Below are 25,747 nucleotides of genomic sequence, written 5' to 3'. Positions count from 1 at the left end.
TTATTGATGAGTTAATAGGCTAATTTATTTTAGTGGGTCACCAATAATTAGCGCAAGGGGCAACATCAGTACATAGAGCGGATTTATATTTATCCCTACCGCCACACCTTTATCTAAAGGCGAATGGTCTTTGGTAGGAATAGCATAGCCCACATATAAATACAAATCTTTTTGCCCCACTCCTATTTTAGGGATAACCGAATAAGGGGTACAAGTAGCTCCTGCGAATATTCTATTATAGCTTATAGCCCCTGTAGCTTCAAAGATACCTCGCGTACTCCCTTCATAGCCAGTAAGATGCACTCCAGTGGTGAGGAGAGCCCCCCAGTGGTCAGAAATATCGATATCGGCAGCAAGCCCTGTATGAAAGGTATTTCTACCGATGTAATCGTAACCTGTTACTACAGAAAGCTGCGTATAGCCCCTATTACAAGCCAAGAAAAGTAAAAAAAATAACACCTTTTTCATAGTAATTTACTAATTATCAAGATTGTACTGCTTTATTTTGCGATAGAGAGTGCGTTCAGAAATGCCTAAGGCTTTAGCAGTCTCTTTGCGTTTGCCGTCATTGCGTTCTAATAGTTTAATAATCATCTCACGCTCCTGATCTTGAAGCGAGAAACGCTCTTCTTCGGCAGCCTCTTCATAATCATAACTATCCTCGTGAATCAGCGGTTCTTTATCAATCGGCTGTACCGGTATCACTGTATAAGGCGATGGTGTAGGGTCTTTCATCTTATTAGGGTCGCCGTAGATACGATGTATAAGCACCTGATTGTCTTGCTGTACCTGTGCCGAATTGCCGTTTTCTAACAACTCAAGGGTGAGTTTCTTCAGGTCGTTTAGGTCGCTTTTCATATCGAAAAGCACCTTGTAGAGCAGTTCGCGTTCGTTACTAAAGTCTGTTTCTGACCTATTGTGCTGCGGCACTACTGAAGGCAGTTGCGCCCCCTCATCAGGCAGGTAACTGCGCAATATCGCGGCACTGATATCTCGTTTCTGTTCTAATACCGATATTTGTTCCGCTACGTTGCGCAGCTGACGTATGTTGCCGCTCCAACGATAGTTTACCAGCAGCTGCACCGCATCATCAGTCAACCTAATAGGCGGCATCTTATACTTATTAGCAAAGTCTGAAGCAAACTTGCGGAAGAGCAAATGCACATCATCCTTGCGCTCGCGCAGAGCCGGCAGATGTATTTCTACAGTGCTAAGACGATAATATAAATCCTCGCGAAAACGCCCTTTCTTAATAGCCTCTTGCATATTGACATTGGTAGCGGCTACTATGCGCACATTGGTTTTCTGCACTACTGAAGAGCCTACTTTTATAAACTCACCATTCTCAAGCACACGCAACAGTCGCACTTGGGTAGTAAGAGGTAACTCACCTACCTCATCGAGGAAGATAGTACCGCCGTCAGCCTCTTCAAAATAGCCATTACGAGTAGCAGTCGCTCCTGTAAAAGCCCCTTTTTCGTGACCGAAGAGCTCTGAGTCGATAGTACCTTCGGGAATGGCGCCACAGTTTACCGCTATATATTTGCCGTGTTTTCTGAGTGATAGCGAGTGGATAATCTTAGGGATAGCCTCTTTACCCACACCGCTTTCGCCAGTTACTAATACCGAAATATCAGTAGGGGCTACTTGAGCAGCTTTTTCGAGGGCACGATTTAGCTTAGGGTCATTGCCAATAATACCAAATCGCTGCTTTATAGTTTGTATGTTTTCCACTTTTGTATTAGATGTTAGGGGTTATAAGAACCTATATTTAGCATTCATCTTATAGGTTTTAATAGTGATTATTCTGTATTTTTGGCAAAGGTACAAAACAATTAGCAATTCGCAAATTACCCTAAATAAAAAACTGCCCCTTTATTGGGGGCAGTTCTTGGTTGTGTATATAGAATCTTTTACAAATTCAAGTTATTAATACTTTCATTCTGAGGAATAGCAAAGGTAAGGCGTGGATTGTCGTAGCTAAAAGTTGTATTCTTTTCCTCTACGTGGTTACTACCTCTTTCTATTGTTTTGTGGTTGCGCTTCATAGCAAAGTAGCTTTTGCCTTCCCCCCATAACTCTATACGAGTATTGAGGTAGATATCGTCTTGCAACTGTGCATTAGTAAGCGCATCTACATAGGCTATATCAGTAGTAGCAGTTGCCTCAGGATAGCGCAATTTCAAAAGCTTTTTATAGATAGTTTTAGCCTGTGCATCTTGCCCTAACTTAGCCAAGGCTTCTGCTGCTAATAAGTAAAACTCATCTACCCGCATATATATATAGTCAGTAGAAATTTTTCGTTGCCCTCCTATCACTCTATCAGGTGAAAAGAACTTGTTAGAAGGAAGCAATTCTTCATCAAACTGCTTTTTACGGATATCATTAGTGCGTATTTGGGCGTATAATTTGTCGTCCATAGCTTTACCATCTCCAGCCCAAGCATAGCTATAAGTATAGATATCTATCATACCCCACCACGATATTAAATCAAAACTGTTTTCAGTGATAAGGTCAACCCCCCACATCCAGCTTTTAGTTTCTACATCATTAAAACCACCACCTTTTTTAGTAGTAGTATCATAAAAAATTTGTTCGCGAGTAGTAAGTGGGTAGCCACTATTATTGACGATATCTTGTGCTAAGTCGGCTACTTTTTGGTTATTGCCCATAGCTGCGTAGGTATAGGCTAGCAAGCCTTCTGCTACATATTTATCAATCATACCTTTTTTGCTACGCGTAAACCCAGCAAGGTTAGTAACCGCAAATTCTAAATCGCTTATTATTTGGGCATACACTTCCGATTGTTTTACTCTCGGTTTGCTAGTTATATCGGCGGTAGTGTAGAGTGGTATAGAGTTAGTTCTTGAATCTGGTTCGTACTTAGTGGTGAATATCTGCATTAGATAAAAATAAGCATAACCACGTAGCGCACGAAACTGTGCCAAAGTATACTTCTCGCTATTGTTTTTAGGGCTTGCCAACTCGGCTATCGACTTGTTAGCCTCGTATATCAAACGATAGTAATAACGCCAAGGGATATAGTTATAATTATCACTTGGTTGTTGGGTCGCTTTTAAATTGGCAACATCTTGATACTGATGATAATTTGTTGCCAACAGCGCCATATCGCCGCAGAGCATATCGGTACAAATATCTACGTTTTTTTGCCCAAAGTCTGTATGCCCAGAAGTACCTCCTGTACCTGTTTGGTAGGTCATTAGGTATAAACCATTAAGGCGCACATCAGCAGGGGCTGTAGATACTACCTCTGTAGGTGAGGTGTTAAGAAAATCTTTTTTACAAGCAGTAAGATTGAAAGCTACTGCCGATAATATACTAAATGTTAATATCTTTTTCATAGTGCGTTCTGTTTAAAAAGTTGCTTTTACCCCTAAAGTAAAGGTTGATAAAGGTGAGTAAGTATAACGAGCAGAATTACCTGATTCTGAAGTGGTAGGGTTAAAGCCCTTACGAGCTGTAGCTAACCATAAGTTATCACCTGCTAAGGTAAAGGTTAAACCTTCAAACCCTATAGTCTGACATACCTTTTTATCTAAGCTATAAGCCAAGGTAACATTATTAAGTGCCAAGTAATCTGTTTTAGTTAAGAAACGTGATGAAGTGCTGTTAGCCAGACCATCATTGCCGTAGTTTGATGTCAATCTTGGCACATCAGTAGCATCACCTGCCTGTTTCCAGTGGTTTTCTATATCTTTATGCCAGTTATTACTTCCTATTTTTTCATTACCCATCAAGGCTGCATATACCCCATCGTAAGCATAACCGCCTAAGCTGTACAATAACTGCGCACTAAGCGAAAGCCCTTTGTATGCTACATTGAAGTTAAACGCCCCACGTACATCGGGTATAGCACTTTTGCCTATATATTTTTGGGTAGCTTGGCTATAATCTTCTGTTAGCTTTTCTTTTATATTAGCGTTAGGATATTTGGCTTGATATTCGTGCAATGAAGCGATAGCCTCGTCACCATTGTCATAGGTACCATTGTTATTATTATCGGCATAGTGCATTGTCCATTGGGCAGCCCCTGTTTGAGGGTTTACCCCACGATATTCTTGTGTGTAAATATCATAGAGCGAGTGCCCTTTGCTTCTACCAAAAATACCTGATATATCTATGATTTTTTCACCTTTTATCGATTTATCATAAGGCATTTGGGTAAGCTTATTGTTGAGTAGTTCGCCGTTTACCCCTACATCTACGCGCCAGTCTTTAGTATTAACCACGTGCGTTTGTAAGTTGAACTCAAAACCACTGTTCACCAATTTACCATCATTTACTTTCCAAAGGCCATTACCACTAGAAGGTGCTAAACGACTGTCGAATACCAAATTATCGGTAGTTTTGTGGTAATAATCTAATTGCAACTCGATAGCACGCGATTTTAGGAAAGTAAACTCAGCTCCTACTTGGAATATTTTAGCTTTTTCCCAAGTAAGGTCGGGGTAGCCTATACGGTTGAACACTGCTGAAGGCAAGCCCATAAAGCTGCCCAAATCGTACACATCATAGCCTGAGTAGTAAGAGGCATTGCCACTACCTACCTCTTGGTCGCCTACAGTACCATAGCTGGTTTTGAGTTTGAAGTAAGGCAACCATTCTTTCTCTTTTAAGAAGTTTTCCTTGCTCACTACCCATCCTAAACCAACTGAAGCAAAAGTACCCCATTTGTGGTTCAAGAAACGCGAAGTACCATCGCGGCGCAACGAACCTGAGAACAAGTATTTACCTTCGTAATCGTATAGCAGCTGACTGAAATAACTTTCCAATCGATAGTTATGGATATAAGAAGTAAAACTGTTTAATTTGATAGCGTTTTCGAGCTCTGTACCTTTAGGGTCTACCAAACCACTCTTACCTCCACTCAGAATATAATAATCAAAAGTAGTACTTTCGTGCGCTACAAAGGCTTGTAAATTGTGTTTGGCAAATTGTTGAGAGTAACGCAACATTTGCAAGAAAGTGTAGTTAAGCAATTCATATCGGGTTTTGCTAAGGCTACCATTCTGGCTTGCTGAACTACCATAGTAAGGGTTAGTATAGTTATTATAAGCATTATTAAAATACTCACCCCCCAAACGAGTTTCGAAAGTAAGTCCTTTTACTATATCAGCACGAAGGAATACATTACCAAGCACGTTATTGCGTGTTCTATCTTTCTTATCGTAAGTAGCTTGTGCCACGGCATTGGTAAGCGCTCCAAAACCACGCCCTTTACCAAAGTCGTATTGATACCCTCCGTAATGAGGGTCATCTACTTTATCACCATTGCTATCGCGCAAGAATAACGGATAGATAGAAGGAATGTTATCAGTAAACCAGAACAAGCTGTTAGAGTCAGAAGTTTGTCCGTTAGCTTTAGTTTTAGTATGAGCATAACTTAAGTTAAACTCTCCTTTAAGCCAGCTTTTAGGCTGATAGCCCAAGTTAAGGCGACCTGTATAACGCTCAAAACCAGAATTGATAGCATATCCATCATCTTTAAGGTAACCAAAACCTGTATAATAAGTGGTTTTGCCACTACCTCCGCTCATACTTACATTGTACTCGCTGCGCACGGCTGTTTGGAAAGCGTAGTCACCCCAATCTTCTGGGTCGTATTTGCGGGTTACCCCATCGTTTATTTTACCTGTAGCAGGATTGATAAGATTAGCCCCCGCCACATTCCACATATTATATTTAGGAGCAATACCTAATTTGCCAAATAAATTTTTGCTAGCGTAATCAGCTGGACTAGCATAACCAGCTCTTGTAAAAGCTGCTGGGTTTTTAGCTTGTGTTAGTGCCCCACTTTGACGCAAAGCTTCCCATCCGAGCTCTGCATAGCGCTCAGGACTTGTAATCGTTTCATAACGAGGCAATAAACGCATATTAAACCCTATTTTTGATTCTACTTGTATGCGTGATGTATCGACACGTCCTTTTTTGGTAGTGATGAGTACCACTCCATTAGCCCCGCGTGAGCCGTATACTGAAGTAGAAGTAGCATCTTTGAGTACTACCATACTCTCAATATCATCAGGGTTGATTGAAGATACAGCACCTTCATAAGGTACCCCATCTACCACATAAAGTGGTGAACGGTTACCGTTTACTGAACCAAACCCGCGCACCCGTATAGTAGCCTCAGTACCTGGTTGCCCAGAAGAGTTAATCACACGTACCCCAGCTACTTCTCCCGCAATAGCCTTAGACACGTTAGAAACGCTTTTCCTTTTAAGAGACTCTTTATCAATAGTAGCTGCTGTACCCACATACTGGTCTTTCTTCACCGTTACGTAGCCCACTACTTCCACTTCACCAATTTCTTGAGCTTCTTCTTCCATCACGACATCTATGCGGCTTTGCCCATTTACTTTGAAGCGTTTGGTTTTCATACCTAAGAACGAAAACTCGAGAGTCTTGCCATCGGCTACCCTAATGGTATACTTACCATCGAGGTTCGTTTCGGTACCGTGAGCCTCGCCTTTTACCACTACTGCCACGCCGAGCATCTCTAAACCATTAGAGTCGCGTACAGTTCCCTTTACTTCTCGCTCTTGTGCGAGGGAGAAGCCGTGCACTATTAATGCTAATAACAGTGCGTACACAAGTCTGTTCAATTTCATCTTCTAAATATTTTAATTAACAACAGCGCAAAGATATAAATATTTTTATGTTACCTCAAAACTTTTTCTGTTATTTTTTTCGCAACTAAAAAAAGAAGAGTACATAAATTTAGCAATAAAAACTTTATTTTCTTGCAGTATTTTCATTAAAATACATTTTCTTTGAGAATATCGAAAAAAAACACCTTATATTCTGACAATATTCTGTTAAAACAAAATGAGATAATTAACCCATTGAGAGGATAGATTTTAATTATAATCGTTCGCTTATCCTTCGCTCATCGTTCGCTTATCGTTCGCTATAGCTGGCTTGTTAGTATATCCATTGTATAGTGTAGCTATAAAGAGGATATTTTATTTGTTTTAATTCAAAATAATTTCGTATCTTTGCGGCTCAAAACAAAAGTGCCTTTCTTCTTCTACTGAAAGGACTAAAGCTAACCATAATGAAAAAAAAGATTTTAAGTATTTTAGCCCTCGTTATCATAGTATTAGGGGGTTATTGGGGGTGGCGTAGATACATAAGCCCTACCCGCATTGCACTGGTGAACTTCATCAGTTATCAGGCTTCTAACATCGCCCTTTCTAACAAGGACAAGTTTATCAAGTTTGAAGAAGTGCCGTTAGACAAGCTCGAAACTCTTAAAAAATACGACTTCGTATTAGTTTGGGGTATGGGCTTGAAAATAAGCGATGAGCAGCGCAACCAGCTGGTAGCCGCCGCCAATCGTGTGCCTTTTCACAGCTTTGCTGTTACCAATCCGGATAACGACATCAGTAGTCTATCGGAAACCGAACTGAAAAAAGTAGCCGCCTACTTAGAGAGTGGCAATAAGAATAATTATCAGAACTTAGCCCGCTACATACGCAAATACATTGATAAAAAATGGTTTGCCCCCGAACCTGGTGCCCCTATCGAACTGAAAGAAAACGTCTTTTTTCACTTAGATGACGAGCGCTCTTTTGGTGACCTTAAAAGCTACGAAGCCTATATACGCGAGCATCATTATTACAAAGAAGGAGCGCCCCGCATAGCTATAGTAGCTGGATTGCACGAACCTTTTGCGGGCAACAAAGAGCACCTAAACGGTATGATTAACACCCTACAAAACGAGGGACTTAATGTATACCCCTTTACGGCACAGAGCAAACGCATAGAATTCCTTGAAGCTATCAACCCTGATGCGGTAATCTATTTCCCGCACGGACAGATGATGATGGGACAACCCGAAAGCTTTACCAACTGGGCTAAGGCGCACAATGTGCCTCTGTTTACGGGTCTATCGGTATTAGCGATGAAAGAAGATTGGGAAAAAGACCCTATGGGTATGTCGGGAGGCTTTATGGGGCAAACTATTGTAATGCCCGAACTCGATGGAGCGCTTTACCCGTATGTAGTCATTGCCCAAGAGCAAAACAAAGACGGTTATTACTTTTTGAACACTATCAAAAACCGCGCAGAGAAGTTCGCCAAGATAGTGCATAACTTCACGACCCTCAAGCACAAAGCTAATGCCGATAAAAAGGTGGCTATCGTCTATTTTAAAGGCGTAGGGCTTACCCCTGCCGCGGCTCAAGGCTTAGAGGTGGAAGCGTCGTTATTCCGCTTCTTGCACCAACTAAAAGAGCAAGGCTACAATGTGGGTACCCTCCCTCCTACCTTAGAGGCTTTCAACCAACAGCTTATCAGTCACGCCAATACTTACCGCGCGAGTGCCAAAGGCGATATAGAGAAGTTTATAGCCTCTGGGGCTCCTGCACTGGTAGAAGCTAACCAGCTGAACCAATGGCTAAAAACTGCTCTACCACAGCGTTTATACCAAGAGGTGTTAGCTAAAAATGGCGCATTGCCTGGTGAGTACCTCAGCACTACCAAAGACGGCAAAGTCTATTTGGCGGTTGCGCAACTGACTTTTGGCAACGTAACTATTCTGCCTCAGCCCCCTGCTGCTATCAGCACCGAAGACGACTTTAAGGTACTACACGGGGTGAAAGAAGTGCCCCCTTACGCCTATATGGGGGCTTACCTATGGGTACAAAACAAACTGAAAGCCGATGCGCTTATTCACTTTGGTACCCACGGCTCTTTGGAGTTCACCCCTAACAAACAAGTAGCCCTCTCTGATTACGATTGGGGCGATATATTAGTAGGCACCATTCCCCACTTTTACTACTACACTATCGGTAATATAGGGGAAGCGATGATGGCCAAACGCCGCTCGTACGGAAGCATCATCTCGTATCTAACGCCTGCTTTTACTGAGAGTGATATGCGCAACACTTTCAACCAGTTAGAAAATACCATTCTCTCTTATGAAAAAGCTAAAAACCCTTCGGACAAACAAACCATAGGGCTACACATCAAAAAATTAGCTGTACAAATGGGCTTGCACCGCGACCTGCGCTTAGATAGTATTGTAAGCAAACCTTATACTGAGGAAGAGATAGAGCGCCTTGCTAACTTTGCTGAAGAAATAGCTACCGAAAAGATAAATGGCGAATTTTACGTAACCGGCGTGCCTTATACTGCCGACAAAATCAACTCTACTGTACTGGCTATGAGTGCTGACCCTATAGCTTATAGCATCGCTACTATAGATAAGTATGAGGGCAAGGTGACGGAAAAAGACCTTAAACGCAAAACTTTCTTCACTGAAAAATACCTTAATCCGGCTAAAAATTTGGTAAAACAACTATTAGCGGGCAAACCGGTAACCACTGAATTGGTTTGCAGCTATGCCCACGTAACCCCTGAAGCCTTAGCCAAAGCTAAAGAGGTAATGGCTACCGAAGAGGGCAAGGGTATGCCTTACTTTTTGCAACAACGTATGCAGAAAGAAGCTGCTAAACAGGCTGGCACCGCTACTAACACAGCGAGTACTACTATGGCAAGTACTGCTACCAATACAGCCAAGAAACCCGATGCTGTAGGCAGACCTACTAAGATAAAAGCCCCTGCCAAAAAACCTGACCGCAAGCCACTCACTCAGCAAGAATTAGCTGAAATAGCCGCTAAAAAAGCGAAAATAGACCACGCAAGAGCCATTGTAGAGGTGGAAAGAACCATACAGAATGTACTTTTGTACAAAAAAGGGTTAGAGGAGAGTCCGCGCAAAGAAGAAGAAGCTTTTTTTAATGCCTTAAATGGTGGCTATACGCCTCCTTCATCAGGCGGTGATGCCGTTGCTAACCCTAAAGGCGTTCCTACAGGGCACAACTTGTATGGGGTGAATGCTGAAAGTACCCCTTCTAAATTAGCGTGGGACAGAGGGGTGAATATGGCACAAAACACCCTAAGCGAATACCAAAAGAAACACGGGGAGTACCCTAAAAAGATAGCCTACACTTTCTGGAGTTCGGAGTTTATAGAAACAGAAGGGGTATCGATAGCGCAAGCCCTTTATATGCTAGGGGTTGAGCCTGTATGGGATACCTTTGGACGCGTAGGTGATGTTAGGATTATCCCTTCAGAAGAGCTCGGAAGACCTCGTATAGATGTAGTGATACAAACCTCTGGTCAGTTTCGTGACTTGGCTGCCTCTCGTCTTTTCTTGCTTACCAAAGCCATTGAGATGGTCAGTGCCCTACCCGAAGAGCGTTACACCAATGAGGTGAGTGCCGGAACTGTAGACATAGAAAAGGAACTTGTAAAAGCAGGCGTCCCCCCTAAAGAAGCCCGCGAACTCTCTACTCAGCGTATTTTTGGCGGGTTGCAAGGCAGATACGACACCGGTATAAAAGAGATGATAAATGCCGGCGACAAATGGGATACTCAGAAAGAAATAGCCGATGTGTATATGCACAATATGGGGGCTTTCTACGGCAGCAAAGAGCAGTGGAGCAAATTCCAAGAGGGGATGTTCCGCGCCGCTATTAAGAATGCCGATGTACTGATTCAGCCTCGCCAAAACAACACTTGGGGCGCTCTAAGCCTCGACCACGTATATGAGTTTATGGGTGGTATGAATGCTGCTATTAAAGAAGTAACCGGCAAAGACCCCGATGCTTACCTTGCTGACTATCGCAACCATAAGAATATGCACCTACAAGACTTGAAAGAAGCTGTAGGAGTAGAAGCGCGCAGTACGATACTAAACCCTAAATACATCAAAGAAATGATGAAGGGTAAAGCCTCGAGCGCTGGACAGATAGCCGAGATAGTAACTAATATGCACGGTTGGGAAGCTACTCGCCCTGAACTGATAGATGATGCCATGTGGAATGAGGTGTACGACACCTACATAGAAGACAAACAGCACTTAGGCATCACCGACTTTATAAAGAAGGAAAACGTAGCTGCTCTACAAGAGGTAAGTGCTGTAATGCTTGAGGCTACCCGCAAAGGTATGTGGAAAGCCTCTGCTGAACAGATAAGCAACCTAGCGAACCTACACACCCAACTGACAGAACAATTTGGGGTAAGCTCGTCAAATTTTTCATCAGAAAACAAAAAGCTACAAGCCTACATCAGTCAGAAAGCTAGTGCTGAAAATGCTAAAGCCTACGAACAGCAGCTTGCTAACAGCCAAAAAGCCAGCGGAGAGACCGTAGATACTAAAAACGCTAAAGTATTGCAAAAGGAAGAGCAAAACCCTGCTCAAGAAAGCAAGAAAGTATCGTTTAATGCTGTATGGATAGGTGCGGCGGTACTGTTAGCCTTTGTAGGGCTTATCATTTTCATTAGGAAAAGGAGACGGTAACTATTAGTCGCTAAACATTTTATTAGTTAGTCGTTAGTCTTTAGGAGTTAATATTCTAATGACTAACGACTAACTTATTAATTGATTATTTAGTAAATTATTTGTATCTTTGCCCCTAATAACCTTTAAAGACAATTTAGAAATCTTTTAAGCGTAGCTACCGAAGATATTTTTAGACTATAAACCACAAAAAGCATTACTATGTTATTGAGAATCAGAATACAGAACTTTCTTTCTTTTCAAAAAGAAACCTCTTTTGATATGTTGACCGACCCGAAGATAGAAGGGTTGCCCCACCATATCAGCAAAGACACTCCTCTGCCACTGCTCAAGCAAGCGGCTATCTACGGAGCTAATGGCGCTGGGAAAAGCAATCTTATCAAAGCTTTTGTTTTTCTTAAGAACTGGTGTACCAACCCCAAATGTTTGGAAGAAATAGAAGTATGCGATTACTCTTTCCGTATGACCGATGAAGATACTAAACCGCCTATTTGCCTTGAGGTAGAATTCTTATCGCATCAGAAAGCCTACCTCTACAAAGTGGCTATCACTGAGGAGAGCATAGAGGAAAGTCTCTATCTTTCTGGCTTAGGCAAAAGTGCTGATACCTTAATCTTTGAGCGTAAAGACAGCAAACTCCTTACCCATTCACTGCTGAACGAAAGTGCTATTAATGAGTTACTCACTGCTAATAAGAAGGCTTCGCTATTAGTACTGCATCAAGGATTAGGAGCGAGCTATAACCCTGAACTAAAGGCAGCGTACGAGTGGTTTGAGCAGCAGCTTTGCATCGTAAAGTACCCTTCTGACAACCTAGAGCTGGCTAAGCAACTTACTAGCGATGAAAAACTATTCGATTTTGTTGAAGATATAATACAAAGTTGCGACTTAGACATAGACGGTATAGAGAGGGAAGAAGGCTCTGATGAGCTATTATTCTTACAATACGGTCCAGATGACAGCGTAGGGTACATAGACATTGAAGAGCTGTCAGAAGGCACCGTACAGCTGTTGCGCCTCTTGCCGGTGTTATACCAAGCCCAACAATCGGAAAAAGTAGTTTTTATAGATGCTATAGAAGGGCAATTACACCCCCGACTGCTATCCGCTTTGTTGCAGTATTACACTGATAAGACCCCGCAAGGTCAGCTGATATTCACTACCCATTGCACCCCACTACTCGATAACCCTACCCTCTTGCGTGCCGATGAGGTATGGTTTGCCGAAAAGAAAGAGGGCGCCTCTTCTCTGTATTCGCTCAGCGATTTTAAATTGGGCAATAGCTTGCCTATAGCTACCGCTTACCTACAAGGGCGCTATGGTGCTGTTCCTTCTATCACCTCATTATCTTAAAAAAAGCCGATGAGAACCTATAGCAAAAATAACACCCATAAAGACCTGCTGCCCAAAGCATTAGTAGTCATTATCTACCTCAGGAGCAACCCTGAGATGCAGCAGTATTTCGACACCCTGCGCTACAATGAATCTTCGGGCAGAATACAATACGTACCGATAGCTACGAATGCTTTCGGCAGCGCTCAAGACCTATGGGCTATCATTGAAAACCTAAAAAACAGTTATAGCCGCACCGCTATTGCAGGACAACCCGACCAGCTATTTGTAGTTGGCGAAACTGAGAAATACTACGATATTTTAGCTGAAATTCGCCCTTTGTGCGAACGCGAAAACATCACCCTAATAAGCTGTAACCCTACCTTTTCGGTATGGTATGACGCTATAGAACCCAAGGGCGAAGGAGGACTAAAAGCTTTCAGAGCATTGATTGACATTGAAGCTGCTGCTCAGATTACTGAAAAGCACTATGCCCCCGACCAAAACGGACTACCTCTGCCTAAAACTACTAATATGTACCTTTTGGCAAAAGCCTTAGTGCCTCTGCTCTCTGATTTTCTTTCGCTAGAATACGTGAGTTCGGAAAAAGAGCAGAGAACAGCCGAAAGAAAAACTAAGTCGTTATTGCAAAATCAGGCGGTAGTCGAAAAAATAATTTTTGGGGTATTTAGTGTGATAATGGCTATTTTCTTATACGCCTTTTTAGCAAAAGCGTGTTCTTCTGATGAGGAAATAGAAGCCGCCGCCGCTGTAGAAGAAGCCTCTACGGCAAAAGAAGAAACATACTTTGAGCCTAAAATAGTAGAAAATGATGCTCGCGATGTTATTGACTTCTATAACCTTTGCTATACATTTTCGGGTATTTGTCACCGACAACTGACCGACCCAGAGCCTATAAAGGCTCTAACCAATTTTCTGACAGCCAAAAAGCAAGCTAATGATACTATAGCACCCCCTAAGTGGGATACGAAAGCCAAAAAAGAAATAGAGCAAGGGGCATTAGAAAGACAGTTTGCGGGAGGCTTTTTGGGTGAAGAGACGGACAGCTTGCAGGCTCTGTATAATCAGTTAGTACGCAAAGCCAAAGAGCTATACCAAACGCGAGGTTCTATAGTGCAACGCATAGCCTCAAGCACTACTATTGCGCAAACAACTGCAGATATACAAAAGGACATCAACACGTATATTGCCCATACAAAAACATTCTTAGCCACCGAAGCTGCTTTCTTTGCTAAAATAGAACCCAAAGCAGAATGGGCAATGAAAAAACTGCTACAAGGAGCGTATGAGCGCGAGGTTTTCTACAGCTACCAACAAGAGGCTTTGGCACTAAAAACCCTGATAGAGACCACTGAACAAGAACTCGCTAAGAAAAAAATGGATACTGAGAAAATAGAAAGCCTATATGCTGAGTACCAAAAGCGGCATACTGACTTTATTTTGAAGCAGCACGACATCAGTTATTTCGACCAAGAAATGATAATGAAGCTAACTGCAAACCTATTACAGCTGAATAAAGCAATGATGGGTGTTTTTTATTACGGACTAAGAGAGCCTAAGGAGAAAATGGCTGAGAAGTTTTATGCGCTAAAGAAGAATTTGTACTGGCGTTACAACCCTTATAGCATCATCAGAACAAAATCAAGTTTCTATTATTAATTCTTTTTTCTTATCTTTGTCGCCTGAAAGAAATACTTAATAACAATGAATAAAATATACCTACTCCTATTAAGCCTGCTACCCTATACTATGGTAGGGCAGTATACCGATATTATCAACTCTAACCTGCCGGGCAACTCGCAAAGTGCTTATGCTGTAGGTCCCCGAGTGCTACAAATGGAGGGTGGATTATGGTACGAGCATAACCGACATAAAGTTACCCAAACTGAAATGCACTACGCAGGGATAAACTACGCTGTGCGTTATGGGTTCTTTCGCGAACGCTTAGAGGCTATGCTAAACGGTACTTTGGCATACGACAAGACTTTAGCCCATAACACCACCACTACCCACTTTGGTTTTGTAAATAATACCATAGGGGCTAAATACTTGCTCTTCAAGCCTAAATTTTTAGACGAAGAGCCCAATATATACAGCTGGAAAGCTAATAACTCTTTCCGCTGGCGCAACCTCACCCCCTCGATAGCCCTTTATGCGGGTATGAACTTTTTGCCTAACGAGCGCTATTATTACGAGTCGGTGCCAACCTTATCGCCCAAAGTGGCGGCTATCTTTCAGGCAGAACCCATACCGCGCGTAGTGACGGTACTCAACCTGATAGGCGATAGATTCCTAACCAAAGAAAGTACCGAATACAGCTATATACTAACCGTTACCCACAATTTGGACAATGGTTGGTTTAGCATTTTTGCCGAACAACAAGGAGTGTATAGCGACCGTTATCGCGACCAAATTACACGCTTAGGAGTCGCTTTTATCGCCTCTGCCAACCTACAGCTAAACGCTGATTTGGGCATCGGTTGGAACGATACCCCCCAACGCTATATGGGACTGATAGGGGCTTCGTATAGGATAGATAATCACAATAGTTACATCAAAAAAGTACTGAACGATAAGGTTAAAACTACTAAAATAAAACACAAGAAAAAACCTAAGAAAAGAAAAAAGAATGATTTCGATTAAAGAAATAGCTACCCAAAAAGAACTCACTGACTTTGTGAAGTTTCCTCTCTCATTATACAAAAATAACCCTTATTGGGTGCCGCCCCTCATTAGCGACGAAGTAGCCTCTTTTAGTAAAGACAAGAACCCTGTATTTGAGCAAGCACAGGCTTTCTTCTTCCTCGCCTATAATGAGCAAAAGCAGATAGTAGGTCGTGTAGCGGCTATCATTAACCAAAACGACCTACAACAAGGCATTAAGAAAATACGCTTCGGGTGGCTGGATATGATAGACGACCTAAACGTAACTAAAGCCCTTATACAAAAAGTAGCCGAAAAAGGTCGCGAGCACCAATTAGACTATATGGAGGGGCCTATGGGCTTTTCGAGTATGGACAAGGTAGGACTGCTGACCGATGGTTATGACCACATAGCCAATATGATGACGTGGTATCACTACCCTTATTACAAAGAGCATTTGGCCAAATTAGGCTTTGAGAAGGAAAAGGGTTTTATTGATATGTCGTTTTTGTTAGAAAACTCTAAGCCTGAACTTTTTAAGAAGACGGCTGAAGCTATTAGAAAACGTTATGGCGTGCGACTTATCGATACACCAACTACTAAAGAGGTACTTAAGCACGTAGATGCTATGTTTAACCTATATAACGAAACCTATTCGCGCTTAGCCTCATACGTGCCGGTAAGCAATGCCCAACGCGATTATTTTAAGAAGAAATACATTCCGTTTATCAACCCTGAGTACATACGCTTTATAGAGGACAAAGAGGGCAAACTCATATCTTTTGCCATAGTGATGCCGTCATTCTCTAAAGCCCTGCAAAAGGCAAAAGGCAAGTTGTTCCCTTTTGGTTTTTGGCACTTGCTAAAAGCTAAAAAGCACCACGATACGGTAGAATTTTACCTGATAGGGGTAGCGCCAGAATACCAAAGCAAGGGTATTCCGGCATTGCTATTCGACTATTATTACAATGTATTTAAGCGCAATGGCGTAACTAAATGTGTTATCACACCAGAGTTAGAAGAGAACTTGGCTATTCAGCAACTATGGAAGAATTTCGACCCTGTTATCTTTGCCAGAAGAGCTACTTTCAGATTAACAATTGACAAATAACAAATGAGAAAATGAACTATTTTCTTCCTTTTTTATCGGTAGTATTGGGCTGGAGTGTGGTAACTTTCTTAAAACCTGCCTCGCAGCGGTATACTAAGTTGCTGCTGTCATTCAGTGGGGCGTATTTATTGGCGCTAACAGTATTTGTGCTCATTCCTGAAGTATATCACCAGCACGACCACCCCCTCGATTTCAAATACATAGGGCTATTTGTTATAGTGGGGGTATTGCTGCAAATTGTTTTAGAATTTTTCTCTCACGGAGCCGAACACGGACATCCGGGGCACTTACATACTGCCCATACAGCTTTCCCGCTATCGCTATTTATCAGCCTTAGCATTCACTCTATATTAGAGGGTTTCCCGCTATCGCACGGGCACAATCACGATTTAGTATACGGTATTTTTGTACACAAACTACCGGTGGCTATTGTATTGACCACTTTTTTTATTAATTCGGGTATCAATAAATGGAAAACAGCTCTCTTTTTGTTGTTTTTTTCGCTGATGACCCCTTTTGGCACCTATTTAAGCGCCAATGTACCCCAACTTATTGCTTATCACACCGAACTTTCGGCAATAGTTATCGGTATTTTCTTGCATATCTCTACCGTTATTCTGTTTGAAAACGCTGAAGGGCATCGTTTTAACCTTCTGAAGTTTTTAAGCGTATGTGTAGGGTTTGCGGTAGCGTATTTCACTTAAAACAATTAACAAATTAAACAATGAAGACGATGAAAAAACTATTATACCTTAGCGTACTTTTATGCTTAACTGCCTGCCACACCCTACAAAAAGAGGTAGTTTTTACCGAAAATGACCTTACTATCATTCCGCAACCCCAATCGATGGTATTAGGCAAAGGGTATTTTCAGTTTACCCAAGAGACTGTTTTTGTAATTGACCCTGCGCTAATGCCTGCTAGACTGCCTTTCCTCAAACAATTTGAGCGCGCTTCTGGTTTTAAGTTTGCAATACAAAAAGCAGCTATACTAACTAATTCGGTAGTAATTGATACGGATAAATCGCTACCCAAAGAAGGTTATACCCTTGCAGTAACCCCTCAGCAAATCAGCATAAAGGCGGCAGATTACAATGGGGCTCTGTACGCCTTGCAGACGCTGCGCCAGCTACTCCCCAACGAAGTAGAAAGTTCAGAATTAGTAAAACGCGACTGGCTTGTGCCTGCGGTTACTATCACTGACGCCCCACAGTATCAATGGCGTGGACTGATGTTAGATGTATCGCGTCACTTCTTCCCTAAAGAATATATACTCAAAACCCTCGACCGTATGGCGATGCTCAAGCTCAACACCTTTCACTTTCATCTGGTGGATAATGAGGGCTGGCGTATAGAAATTAAAAAATACCCTAAACTGACTGAAGTAGGTGCTTGGCGCGTAGACCAAGAGGATAAACTATGGGACGAACGCACTCCTAACCCCTCCAATGCTTTTGCAAACCCCACCACGGCTCCTAAAAAATACGGCGGCTTTTACACCCAAGAAGACATTAAAGAAATAGTAGCCTATGCCACTAAGCGCGGCATCACGGTAATACCCGAAATAGAGATGCCCGCCCACGCGATGAGCGCCATAGCGGCTTATCCGGAACTGTCGTGCCATAAACGCCCTATAGGAGTGCCTTCAGGAGCGGTGTGGCCTATTACTGACATCTACTGCGCCGGACAAGAAGAAACTTTTAACTTTATAGAAGAGGTACTTACCGAGGTGTTAGCCCTCTTCCCCAGCCAATATATACACGTAGGCGGCGATGAGGCTACCCATACCGAATGGGAGCACTGCCCTAAGTGTCAGCTACGAATGAAAGAACACCAGCTAAAGAATGTACATCAGCTACAAAGCTATTTTATCAGGCGAATTGATGATTTTCTAACCTCAAAAGGACGCACTTTAGTCGGTTGGGACGAGATAATGGACGGCGGACTAGCAGAAAATGCAGTAGTGATGAACTGGCGAGGCATAGAAGTAGGCAAGAAAGCCCTTGCACAAGGCAACCCTATAGTGCTGACCAGCGATTGCTATATAGACAATTACCAAGGGCTACCCGACTACGAGCCACAAGCCAACGGAGGCTATCTGCCGTTGAAAAAGCTATACAACTACGACTTAGAAAAAGAAGCCTTAGCTGATGCTTCTGTTGAAAAAAGCAAAGTACTCGGCACCCAAGCCAACCTATGGGCTGAACACGTAGGCAGTACCGAACACTCCGAATATATGCTCTTCCCCAGATTGTTAGCACTTGCTGAAATCAGTTGGACAAACGATAAACTAAAAGATTGGGACAGTTTTATGAGGCGTACCCAGCACTTTATGCAGCGAATGGACGTGATGGTCATACATTACGCCCATTCGGTATACCAAGTAGTGCCTACCGTAGAGAACAAAGAGGGCAATATCTACCTAAAATTAGAATGCGAAGTGCCTAATGCCGATATTCGTTACGCTTTAGGCGATACCCCTATAGAAAAAGGAGAGAAATACACCAGTCCTATTGCTATCAAAGCCACTACTACCTACAAAGCAGCAGTCTTTTCGGCAAACGCTACCAACACCATTACCTCTGGGCAGATTACCTTTCACAAAGCGATAGGCAAACCGGTAAGCTATAGTCCGCTATACCACAAGAGCTATCAGGGGCAAGGCGAAGGTACTCTTACCAATGTAATTCGCGGCACGAAGAACTTCCACGACGGGCAATGGCTCGGTTGGTTAGGCGATGATGTAACCCTTACCCTCGATTTAGGCGAAACAACAGCGGTAAGCGAGGTGCGTATAGGCGCAATGGATGCCCAATCATCTGGTATTTACTTCCCTGAGCGACTAACGGTTGCCCTTTCAGCCAATGGCAAAAACTACCGCGAAGTGGCAGCGCAAGAAGAGCCCTGCACTATCAAAGGAAAACCCTCGCTAAAAGATTTTGTACTAAAGTTCGACCCCCAAAGCACTCGCTACTTACAAATAGAACTCAAGAATGTAAAAACACCCCCAAAAGGCGGTGACGCGTGGTTATTTATAGACGAAATTTTGGTATTATAAATTTTGTTAATTTGCTAATTTGCTAATTACTTTGTATCTTTGCCGACTAAAATAAGACTTTAAAAATTATGCCTAGAATCTATTATAGAGAAAGAAAACTACATACACCTCCCCTGAAAAACGAGGTGATTACCCCTTCATTATTCAACGAAATAATGAAAAAAAGTGACTTTATAGCTGAAGATGCTTTGCAAATATTTGAACTACCACCCGTAGCCTCTTCTTCTATCTTTTTTTGGAAAAAAGACAAGAATTTTAAATATGCCGTAGTGTGGAACTCTGAAAAAAGCCACACTACCTATGAGTATGGCGACTTTTTCCTACCTAAGGCAATCGTATTCTTCGATGTAAAAGATGCCTATTTCCCTTCTGATTATTACTTTATTGTTAGTATAGACGACCAATTAGAGCTCGGCCACGCCAAAGCAGGAGCTGACACTGCTTGGTATGAGCAACCGCAGCTATGGCACCAAGTGAGTAACCCCAAGCTCATCAAGCGATTTGAGCATTCTATAAAGGCGCTTCATAACCTCTTATCAGAAAATCAATAATGGATTTTGTAGCTACTATTCCTTTTTGGGCACTCTGTATCGTAACAGTTTATTATTTTTTCAATAGGAAACCCGATACCCTGCGCTATAGCAGTGCGCATTATATGCCCGAAAAACGGAAGCAGTACCTTAGCAAACTAAAGAAATATGTAGTTATAGTATCCATCTCTACAGGGTTATTGATTTGTGTGCCTTTCTGCTCTTTTTTGCTTTTCGAAATTTTCCATATGCCCTATTCTTTCTACGAAAATTTACTTCTTTACCCCCAACAGCACCCTTATATTATCTGCTTTACCGCTGCTGGTTTCTTAGGCTGGTGCATAGGCTTATATTTTTATCACAACAGGAATATACAACACTTGCAAAAGCTATTAGAAGCAATGAGCGATGCTGATTATGAGCGTTTTACAGAGATGATGCAGGTGATGAACTTCACCCAACGCTATTCGCCTTTTGTAGTGATTTGCCAAGGGAAAGCCTACTTTATGTCGAGTTTGGGCGAGGGTTTGCCACTAAAGGATATAGTGCATTTAGAATGGGACAGCCGGGAAGAGTACCACAACCGTTCAGAGAACAAATATGAGTTAGTAGAAGAAGCCCATATCTACACCCGCGAGCAACCCAATACCCCCATTACTGTAACGATGCCCAGAGACCAATACCACTTCTTAGAGCGTGCTTATCGCGAGGCCTTCCACAAAGATTAATTATAACTTATGAATTGTGGATTGTGAATTGTTTTGTACCTTTGCCGCCACATTCTTCATTAGCCAATACTCCTTATCATTTTAAAAACGTAAGAAAATGTTTACAACTGAATACGATGTAATAGTAGTAGGGGCAGGCCACGCAGGAGCTGAAGCTGCTGCTGCTGCCGCCAATATGGGGGCTAAAACCCTGCTTATCACTATGAACCTACAGCATATAGCCCAAATGAGTTGCAACCCTGCCGTGGGGGGCATTGCCAAAGGGCAGATAGTGCGCGAAATAGACGCCTTGGGTGGCTATATGGGCATCATTACCGATAAGACGGCTATACAGTTCAAAATGCTCAACCAGTCTAAAGGGCCTGCAATGTGGAGCCCGCGGGCGCAATCAGACCGTATGCGCTTTTCCGAAGCGTGGCGACTACAATTAGAAAGCCTCCCTACCCTCGATTTCTTTCAAGGTATGGTAAACGACCTACTTATAGAAAAACACAAAGTAGTAGGGGTGCGTACTTCCTTAGGCATCAGTATCAAAGCTAAAAGCGTAGTGTTAACCAATGGTACTTTCCTCAATGGGGTGATGCACATAGGAATGAAACAATTCGGCGGAGGTCGTGCTGGTGAACCTGCTGCTTATGGCATCACTGAATGCCTTGTGCAGCAAGGGTTTGAAGCTGGACGTATGAAGACCGGTACTCCCCCCCGTGTAGATGCCCGTTCGCTGGACTTTAGTAAGATGATACCTCAACCAGGTGACGAGCATCCTCAGAAATTCTCCTTTTCAGCAGCTACCCAACCCCTGCAAGTACAAAAGGACTGCTATATGACCTACACCAGCGAGCGCGTACACAACATACTGCGCACTGGCTTTGACCGCTCGCCTATGTTCCAAGGTATTATTCACGGTGTAGGACCTCGTTATTGCCCTTCTATAGAAGACAAAATCAATCGTTTTGCGGACAAAGACCGCCACCAGATATTCGTTGAACCCGAAGGCTGGCATACTGTAGAAATGTACGTAAATGGCTTTTCTACCTCTCTACCTGAAGAAGTGCAGTACGCTGCCCTTAGTCAGGTGGTAGGTTTTGAGAAAGTGAAGTTCTTGCGCCCTGGCTATGCTATAGAATACGATTATTTCCCGCCCACCCAGCTAAAACACACTCTCGAAACCAAACTGATAGAACATCTGTATTTCGCCGGACAAATAAACGGTACTACTGGTTATGAAGAGGCTGCTGCCCAAGGACTTATGGCAGGCATTAACGCTGTGCTAAAAATACGTGAGCGCGAACCGCTAATCCTCAAACGCGACCAAGCTTACATAGGGGTACTTATAGACGATCTTATCACTAAAGGAACCGAAGAGCCTTACCGTATGTTTACATCGCGTGCTGAGTATCGCACCCTATTGCGCCAAGACAACGCCGATAGCAGGCTCACCCCTATCGGTTATGAGATAGGTACTGTTAGTGAGGAGCGTTATCGCGCTTGGGAGGCTAAAGAGCAAAGAGTAGATGATTTTATCACTTATATAAAAGAACTGAGCGTTACCCCTGAAGAGGTGAACCCTATACTCGAAAAATACGATTCATCGCCTATGAAACAGGGGGATAAACTGCAGAAAGTACTCACCCGCCCCAGCGTAACCCTATCAGACTTTGAGCAGTTGTCCAAAGTAAGCCGCTATATAGCTGAGCACGACCTCAGCCAAGAGGAAAAGACGTGTGCTGAAGTAGCTATAAAATACGCTGGCTATATAGAAAAAGAGAAGAACAACGCCGACAAACTCAACCGCTTAGAGAGCGTACGCATACCCGAAAACTTTGATTATGACAAGATAGTATCGCTCTCGTTTGAAGGGCGTGAAAAGCTAAAGAAGATACGCCCAATAACCCTTTCGCAAGCCTCGCGCATTAGTGGGGTATCGCCAGCTGACATCAGCGTATTGGTGATATATATGGGGCGATAGTTTTCTTTTTTATTTTGTTATTTAAGAAAAATAATGTACCTTTGGGGCGTTAAAAGAGAAAAATCAGAATTGTTTGGTAAATAATTTTATAAAAATCGTTAATCGTAAAATATATGAATTCAGTAAAGAATTATATTCAAGAAAACAAAGACCGTTTTATTGCAGAACTGATAGAACTGCTGAAAATGCCTTCTATTAGCGCCGATGCAGCTTATTCGCAAGATGTGCTGAACACTTCAGAAGCCGTAAAAGATGCTTTGGAAAAAGCAGGATGCGACAAGGTGGAAATATGTGAAACCCCTGGTTACCCTATCGTCTACGGTGAAAAAACGATAGACCCAGCGCTGCCTACCGTACTAGTGTACGGACACTATGATGTGCAGCCCGCTGACCCTATTGAACTATGGGATTCTGACCCCTTTGAGCCTGTGATTAAAAAAACAGATATTCACCCTGATGGTGCTATCTTTGCTCGTGGGGCTTGCGATGACAAAGGTCAGATGTTTATGCACGTGAAAGCTCTGGAATATATGGTCAGAAACAACGTGTTGCCTTGCAATGTGAAGTTTATGATTGAGGGCGAGGAAGAAGTGGGCTCTGGTAGCCTTAGTTGGTTTGTGAAAAACAACCACGAAAAACTCAAAAACGATATTATCCTCATCTCTGATACAGGTATGTTGGCTAATGATACTCCTTCTATCACCACTGGCTTGCGCGGACTTAGTTATGTGGAGGTAGAAGTAACTAGCGCTAACCGCGACCTGCACTCTGGCTTATACGGAGGGGCAGTAGCGAACCCTATCAATGTGCTTACTAAGATGATAGCTTCGCTACACGATGAGAATAACCACATCACGATTCCGCATTTCTACGATAAAGTAGAAGAGCTTTCGCAAGCTGAACGCGATGAGATGGCTAAAGCGCCTTTCTCGCTCGAAGCTTATAAAAAAGCCTTAGACATTGATGCTGTATATGGTGAAAAAGGTTATACCACTACCGAGCGCGCCTCTATACGCCCTACCCTTGATGTAAATGGTATCTGGGGAGGCTATACTGGGCAAGGAGCTAAAACTGTTATCCCAAGCAAGGCTTATGCTAAAATATCGATGCGCTTAGTACCTAACCAAGATAACCAAGAGATTACCGAACTCTTTACTAAGCATTTTGAGAGTATCGCTCCTGCAGGGGTACGCGTGAAAGTAACTCCTCACCACGGCGGACAAGGGTACGTAACCCCTACCGACACTCCTGCTTACCAAGCAGCAGTAAAGGCTTGCAAAGAGTCTTTTGGCAAAGAGCCTATACCAGTGCGCTCAGGCGGTAGTATTCCTATTGTAGCTCTTTTTGAAGAAGAATTGGGCAGCAAGTCTATTCTTTTAGGCTTTGGCTTAGACAGCGATGCGATACACTCGCCTAACGAACACTATGGTATTTTCAACTTCCTTAAAGGAATTGAAACTATTCCGTGGTTCTACCATTACTTTGTGAACAACAAATAGGTCGGTTAATAGATAAAAAACAATAAACTTTGTCAGAGTTTTTAAGACTTTGACAAAGTTTATTGTTTTTTATCTAACTGATTTTTAAGCACCTATAAAATTCTATAAAAAATAATTGATATTTTTTTGCTGAAAAATTTGCAGGTTTCAAAAATAGTCGTACCTTTGCACCGCATTAGAGAAGAATATAACACTCCTCCTTAGCTCAGTTGGTTAGAGCATCTGACTGTTAATCAGAGGGTCACTGGTTCAAGTCCAGTAGGGGGAGCAAAAGAAAAAGGCTTTACATTTCTGTGAAGCCTTTTTTGTTTACTATATTTTAAAGGTTATTTCATTCTATTCTTCACTCTTGAAGAGGCTACTAACGAGGCTAACAAGCCTAATACTACAATAGTAACCAATACAATAAGCGTATTCATAGGGGTAATGGCTACAGGATAAGCCAATGTAGGGCTTATCATTACTAAAGAGAATTGCTGTTGTAGCCATACTATTAGCGCCCCTAAAGCAATGCCTATAGTTGCCCCTACCACCGAAGCCATCGTACCTTGCCAAAAGAAGATTTGGCGCATTTGCCGCTGATTCATACCCAAAGCATAAAGCGTCTGCAGGTCGTCTTTTTTATCAAGAATCATCATAATAATAGCCCCTACAAGGTTGAATAACGCTATAATTAGCACTAAGATGAAAATAAGATAAACCGCTATATTCTCGGTGTTTAACATACGATAGAGCGCATCATTTAGCTGCACACGGTTCTTCACTATTACTGGTTGCTCAAAAGCGCGCGCAATAGCTTCCGTTGCTGTCTTTTCATCGGCTTGTGGTACTAACTTCACTTCGATAGCCGACACTTTATCAGGCGTTACTCCCAATAAAAAACGTGCTTCATCTAAAGATGAAAATACATATTTCTTATCTAAATCCTCCGTGAGTTGATAGATGCCTTGCACTACCGAAAAAGCTTGTCGATAAGGCATTGGGTCGCTTAGTATACTGCCTTTGCCTGCCTTGGGCACCACTATCTGCAAAGGAGAAGAGGCATCGGTAAGGTTTAAGCCTAATTTGTTGAAAATAGTACCTCCTACCACTACGCTAGGTGGGGTAAGCTGCCAGTTGCCGAGCACAATGATACTATCGATTTCATTGACTTTAGGATATTGCTCATCTACCCCTTTGATGTAAGCTATATGATTTTTCTGATTATGGGTGAGAAATACTTGCTCTTCGAGCACCTTAGTAAAGTGGGCTACTTGGCTAATTTGTTGTAGTTTAAGAGTATCTTGTGAGGTAAGTGAGAGGTATTTGCCTTTGGCTGGTAAGATTTTTAGGTCGGGGTCGAAAGTTGAAGAGAAAGAAAGGGTAAAATGCTTAAGACCCGCAAAACCTGCAAGGACAATAAAAAGGGCAGCAGCCCCAAGTACTACTACAAAGGCTGTTACCCTATTGATAATGTTGATAACATTCTGAGAACTTTTGGCGAATATATATCGCCTTGCTATATAAAAAATGGGGTTCATCGTT

16 protein-coding genes and 1 tRNA gene are annotated in these 25,747 nt (G+C 42.5%); 12 read left to right on the top strand and 5 right to left on the bottom strand.

What is annotated here, in order from left to right; genetic code table 11:
- Positions 1-24: 24 nt before the first annotated feature.
- The 4 genes from FOC45_RS01170 to FOC45_RS01155 all read right to left on the bottom strand — a co-directional run bounded on the left by FOC45_RS01170 (position 25) and on the right by FOC45_RS01155 (position 6,632).
- Positions 25-468, bottom strand: a complete 444-nt coding sequence (locus FOC45_RS01170; protein ID WP_009733805.1) for a hypothetical protein — start codon at positions 466-468, stop codon at positions 25-27.
- Positions 469-477: 9 nt separating this feature from the next.
- The gene (locus FOC45_RS01165) at positions 478-1,734 is read right to left on the bottom strand and encodes a sigma-54-dependent Fis family transcriptional regulator (RefSeq protein WP_009391044.1); all 1,257 of its coding nucleotides are present in this window, start codon (positions 1,732-1,734) and stop codon (positions 478-480) included.
- A gap of 179 nt (positions 1,735-1,913) precedes the next feature.
- The gene (locus tag FOC45_RS01160; RefSeq protein ID WP_009391042.1) at positions 1,914-3,362 is read right to left on the bottom strand and encodes a RagB/SusD family nutrient uptake outer membrane protein; all 1,449 of its coding nucleotides are present in this window, start codon (positions 3,360-3,362) and stop codon (positions 1,914-1,916) included.
- A 12-nt stretch (positions 3,363-3,374) separates the two neighbouring features.
- A complete protein-coding gene (locus FOC45_RS01155; protein WP_009391040.1) occupies positions 3,375-6,632 on the bottom strand; it encodes a SusC/RagA family TonB-linked outer membrane protein in 3,258 nt (1,085 codons plus the stop codon).
- Positions 6,633-7,078: 446 nt separating this feature from the next.
- On the opposite strand from FOC45_RS01155, the gene FOC45_RS01150 reads away from it, so the two are divergent.
- The 12 genes from FOC45_RS01150 (at position 7,079) to FOC45_RS01095 (ending at position 24,491) form a co-directional block, all read left to right on the top strand.
- Entirely contained in the window at positions 7,079-11,332 is a 4,254-nt protein-coding gene (locus FOC45_RS01150; protein ID WP_009391036.1) for a cobaltochelatase subunit CobN, read from the top strand.
- Positions 11,333-11,533: 201 nt separating this feature from the next.
- Positions 11,534-12,685, top strand: coding sequence for an ATP/GTP-binding protein (locus FOC45_RS01145; RefSeq protein ID WP_009391032.1), 1,152 nt, complete (start codon positions 11,534-11,536; stop codon positions 12,683-12,685).
- Positions 12,686-12,694: 9 nt separating this feature from the next.
- Positions 12,695-14,344, top strand: a complete 1,650-nt coding sequence (locus FOC45_RS01140) for a hypothetical protein (RefSeq protein WP_009391031.1) — start codon at positions 12,695-12,697, stop codon at positions 14,342-14,344.
- Between the two features lie 45 nt (positions 14,345-14,389).
- Positions 14,390-15,328: a transporter gene (locus FOC45_RS01135; protein WP_009391030.1), complete on the top strand. Its 939-nt coding sequence runs from the start codon at positions 14,390-14,392 to the stop codon at positions 15,326-15,328.
- Positions 15,315-16,439 (top strand): GNAT family N-acetyltransferase, encoded by a 1,125-nt coding sequence (locus FOC45_RS01130; RefSeq protein WP_009391027.1) that lies wholly within the window; start codon positions 15,315-15,317, stop codon positions 16,437-16,439. Before FOC45_RS01135 ends, FOC45_RS01130 begins: the two co-directional genes overlap by 14 nt.
- Positions 16,440-16,450: 11 nt before the next feature.
- Entirely contained in the window at positions 16,451-17,143 is a 693-nt protein-coding gene (locus FOC45_RS01125) for a ZIP family metal transporter (RefSeq protein WP_009391025.1), read from the top strand.
- A 20-nt stretch (positions 17,144-17,163) separates the two neighbouring features.
- Positions 17,164-19,497 (top strand): glycoside hydrolase family 20 protein, encoded by a 2,334-nt coding sequence (locus tag FOC45_RS01120; RefSeq protein ID WP_009391024.1) that lies wholly within the window; start codon positions 17,164-17,166, stop codon positions 19,495-19,497.
- Positions 19,498-19,565: 68 nt separating this feature from the next.
- Positions 19,566-20,048: a hypothetical protein gene (locus FOC45_RS01115; protein WP_009391022.1), complete on the top strand. Its 483-nt coding sequence runs from the start codon at positions 19,566-19,568 to the stop codon at positions 20,046-20,048.
- Complete coding sequence (locus tag FOC45_RS01110) at positions 20,048-20,755, top strand: hypothetical protein (RefSeq protein ID WP_009391021.1); 708 nt, start codon at positions 20,048-20,050, stop codon at positions 20,753-20,755. The genes FOC45_RS01115 and FOC45_RS01110 overlap by 1 nt, the downstream gene beginning before the upstream one ends.
- A 97-nt stretch (positions 20,756-20,852) precedes the next feature.
- On the top strand, positions 20,853-22,724 hold the full coding sequence (gene mnmG / locus FOC45_RS01105; RefSeq protein WP_009391020.1) for a tRNA uridine-5-carboxymethylaminomethyl(34) synthesis enzyme MnmG: 1,872 nt from the start codon (positions 20,853-20,855) through the stop codon (positions 22,722-22,724).
- 113 nt (positions 22,725-22,837) lie between these two features.
- The gene (locus FOC45_RS01100; protein ID WP_009391019.1) at positions 22,838-24,223 is read left to right on the top strand and encodes a dipeptidase; all 1,386 of its coding nucleotides are present in this window, start codon (positions 22,838-22,840) and stop codon (positions 24,221-24,223) included.
- A gap of 194 nt (positions 24,224-24,417) precedes the next feature.
- A tRNA-Asn gene (locus FOC45_RS01095) sits at positions 24,418-24,491 on the top strand.
- A gap of 58 nt (positions 24,492-24,549) precedes the next feature.
- Here the strand turns inward: FOC45_RS01095 and FOC45_RS01090 are convergent.
- Positions 24,550-25,743 carry an ABC transporter permease gene (locus FOC45_RS01090; protein ID WP_009391014.1) on the bottom strand — a complete coding sequence of 398 codons (1,194 nt, stop codon included), beginning with the start codon at positions 25,741-25,743 and terminating at the stop codon, positions 24,550-24,552.
- Positions 25,744-25,747: the final 4 nt, after the last annotated feature.

Origin of the sequence: Capnocytophaga sp. FDAARGOS_737, assembly GCF_009730375.1 — a bacterium.
Taxonomy (GTDB): domain Bacteria; phylum Bacteroidota; class Bacteroidia; order Flavobacteriales; family Flavobacteriaceae; genus Capnocytophaga; species Capnocytophaga leadbetteri.
Note: the sequence above shows the minus strand (reverse complement) of the source record. Positions and strands in the feature narration are given on the sequence as shown.

Coding starts and splice junctions, on each gene's coding strand:
- FOC45_RS01170 (WP_009733805.1), bottom strand. CDS start 468: ATGAAAAAGGTGTTATTTTTTTTACTTTTCTTGGCTTGTAATAGGGGC.
- FOC45_RS01160 (WP_009391042.1), bottom strand. CDS start 3,362: ATGAAAAAGATATTAACATTTAGTATATTATCGGCAGTAGCTTTCAAT.
- FOC45_RS01155 (WP_009391040.1), bottom strand. CDS start 6,632: ATGAAATTGAACAGACTTGTGTACGCACTGTTATTAGCATTAATAGTG.
- FOC45_RS01150 (WP_009391036.1), top strand. CDS start 7,079: ATGAAAAAAAAGATTTTAAGTATTTTAGCCCTCGTTATCATAGTATTA.
- FOC45_RS01145 (WP_009391032.1), top strand. CDS start 11,534: ATGTTATTGAGAATCAGAATACAGAACTTTCTTTCTTTTCAAAAAGAA.
- FOC45_RS01140 (WP_009391031.1), top strand. CDS start 12,695: ATGAGAACCTATAGCAAAAATAACACCCATAAAGACCTGCTGCCCAAA.
- FOC45_RS01135 (WP_009391030.1), top strand. CDS start 14,390: ATGAATAAAATATACCTACTCCTATTAAGCCTGCTACCCTATACTATG.
- FOC45_RS01130 (WP_009391027.1), top strand. CDS start 15,315: ATGATTTCGATTAAAGAAATAGCTACCCAAAAAGAACTCACTGACTTT.
- FOC45_RS01125 (WP_009391025.1), top strand. CDS start 16,451: ATGAACTATTTTCTTCCTTTTTTATCGGTAGTATTGGGCTGGAGTGTG.
- FOC45_RS01120 (WP_009391024.1), top strand. CDS start 17,164: ATGAAGACGATGAAAAAACTATTATACCTTAGCGTACTTTTATGCTTA.
- FOC45_RS01115 (WP_009391022.1), top strand. CDS start 19,566: ATGCCTAGAATCTATTATAGAGAAAGAAAACTACATACACCTCCCCTG.
- FOC45_RS01110 (WP_009391021.1), top strand. CDS start 20,048: ATGGATTTTGTAGCTACTATTCCTTTTTGGGCACTCTGTATCGTAACA.
- mnmG (WP_009391020.1), top strand. CDS start 20,853: ATGTTTACAACTGAATACGATGTAATAGTAGTAGGGGCAGGCCACGCA.
- FOC45_RS01100 (WP_009391019.1), top strand. CDS start 22,838: ATGAATTCAGTAAAGAATTATATTCAAGAAAACAAAGACCGTTTTATT.
- FOC45_RS01090 (WP_009391014.1), bottom strand. CDS start 25,743: ATGAACCCCATTTTTTATATAGCAAGGCGATATATATTCGCCAAAAGT.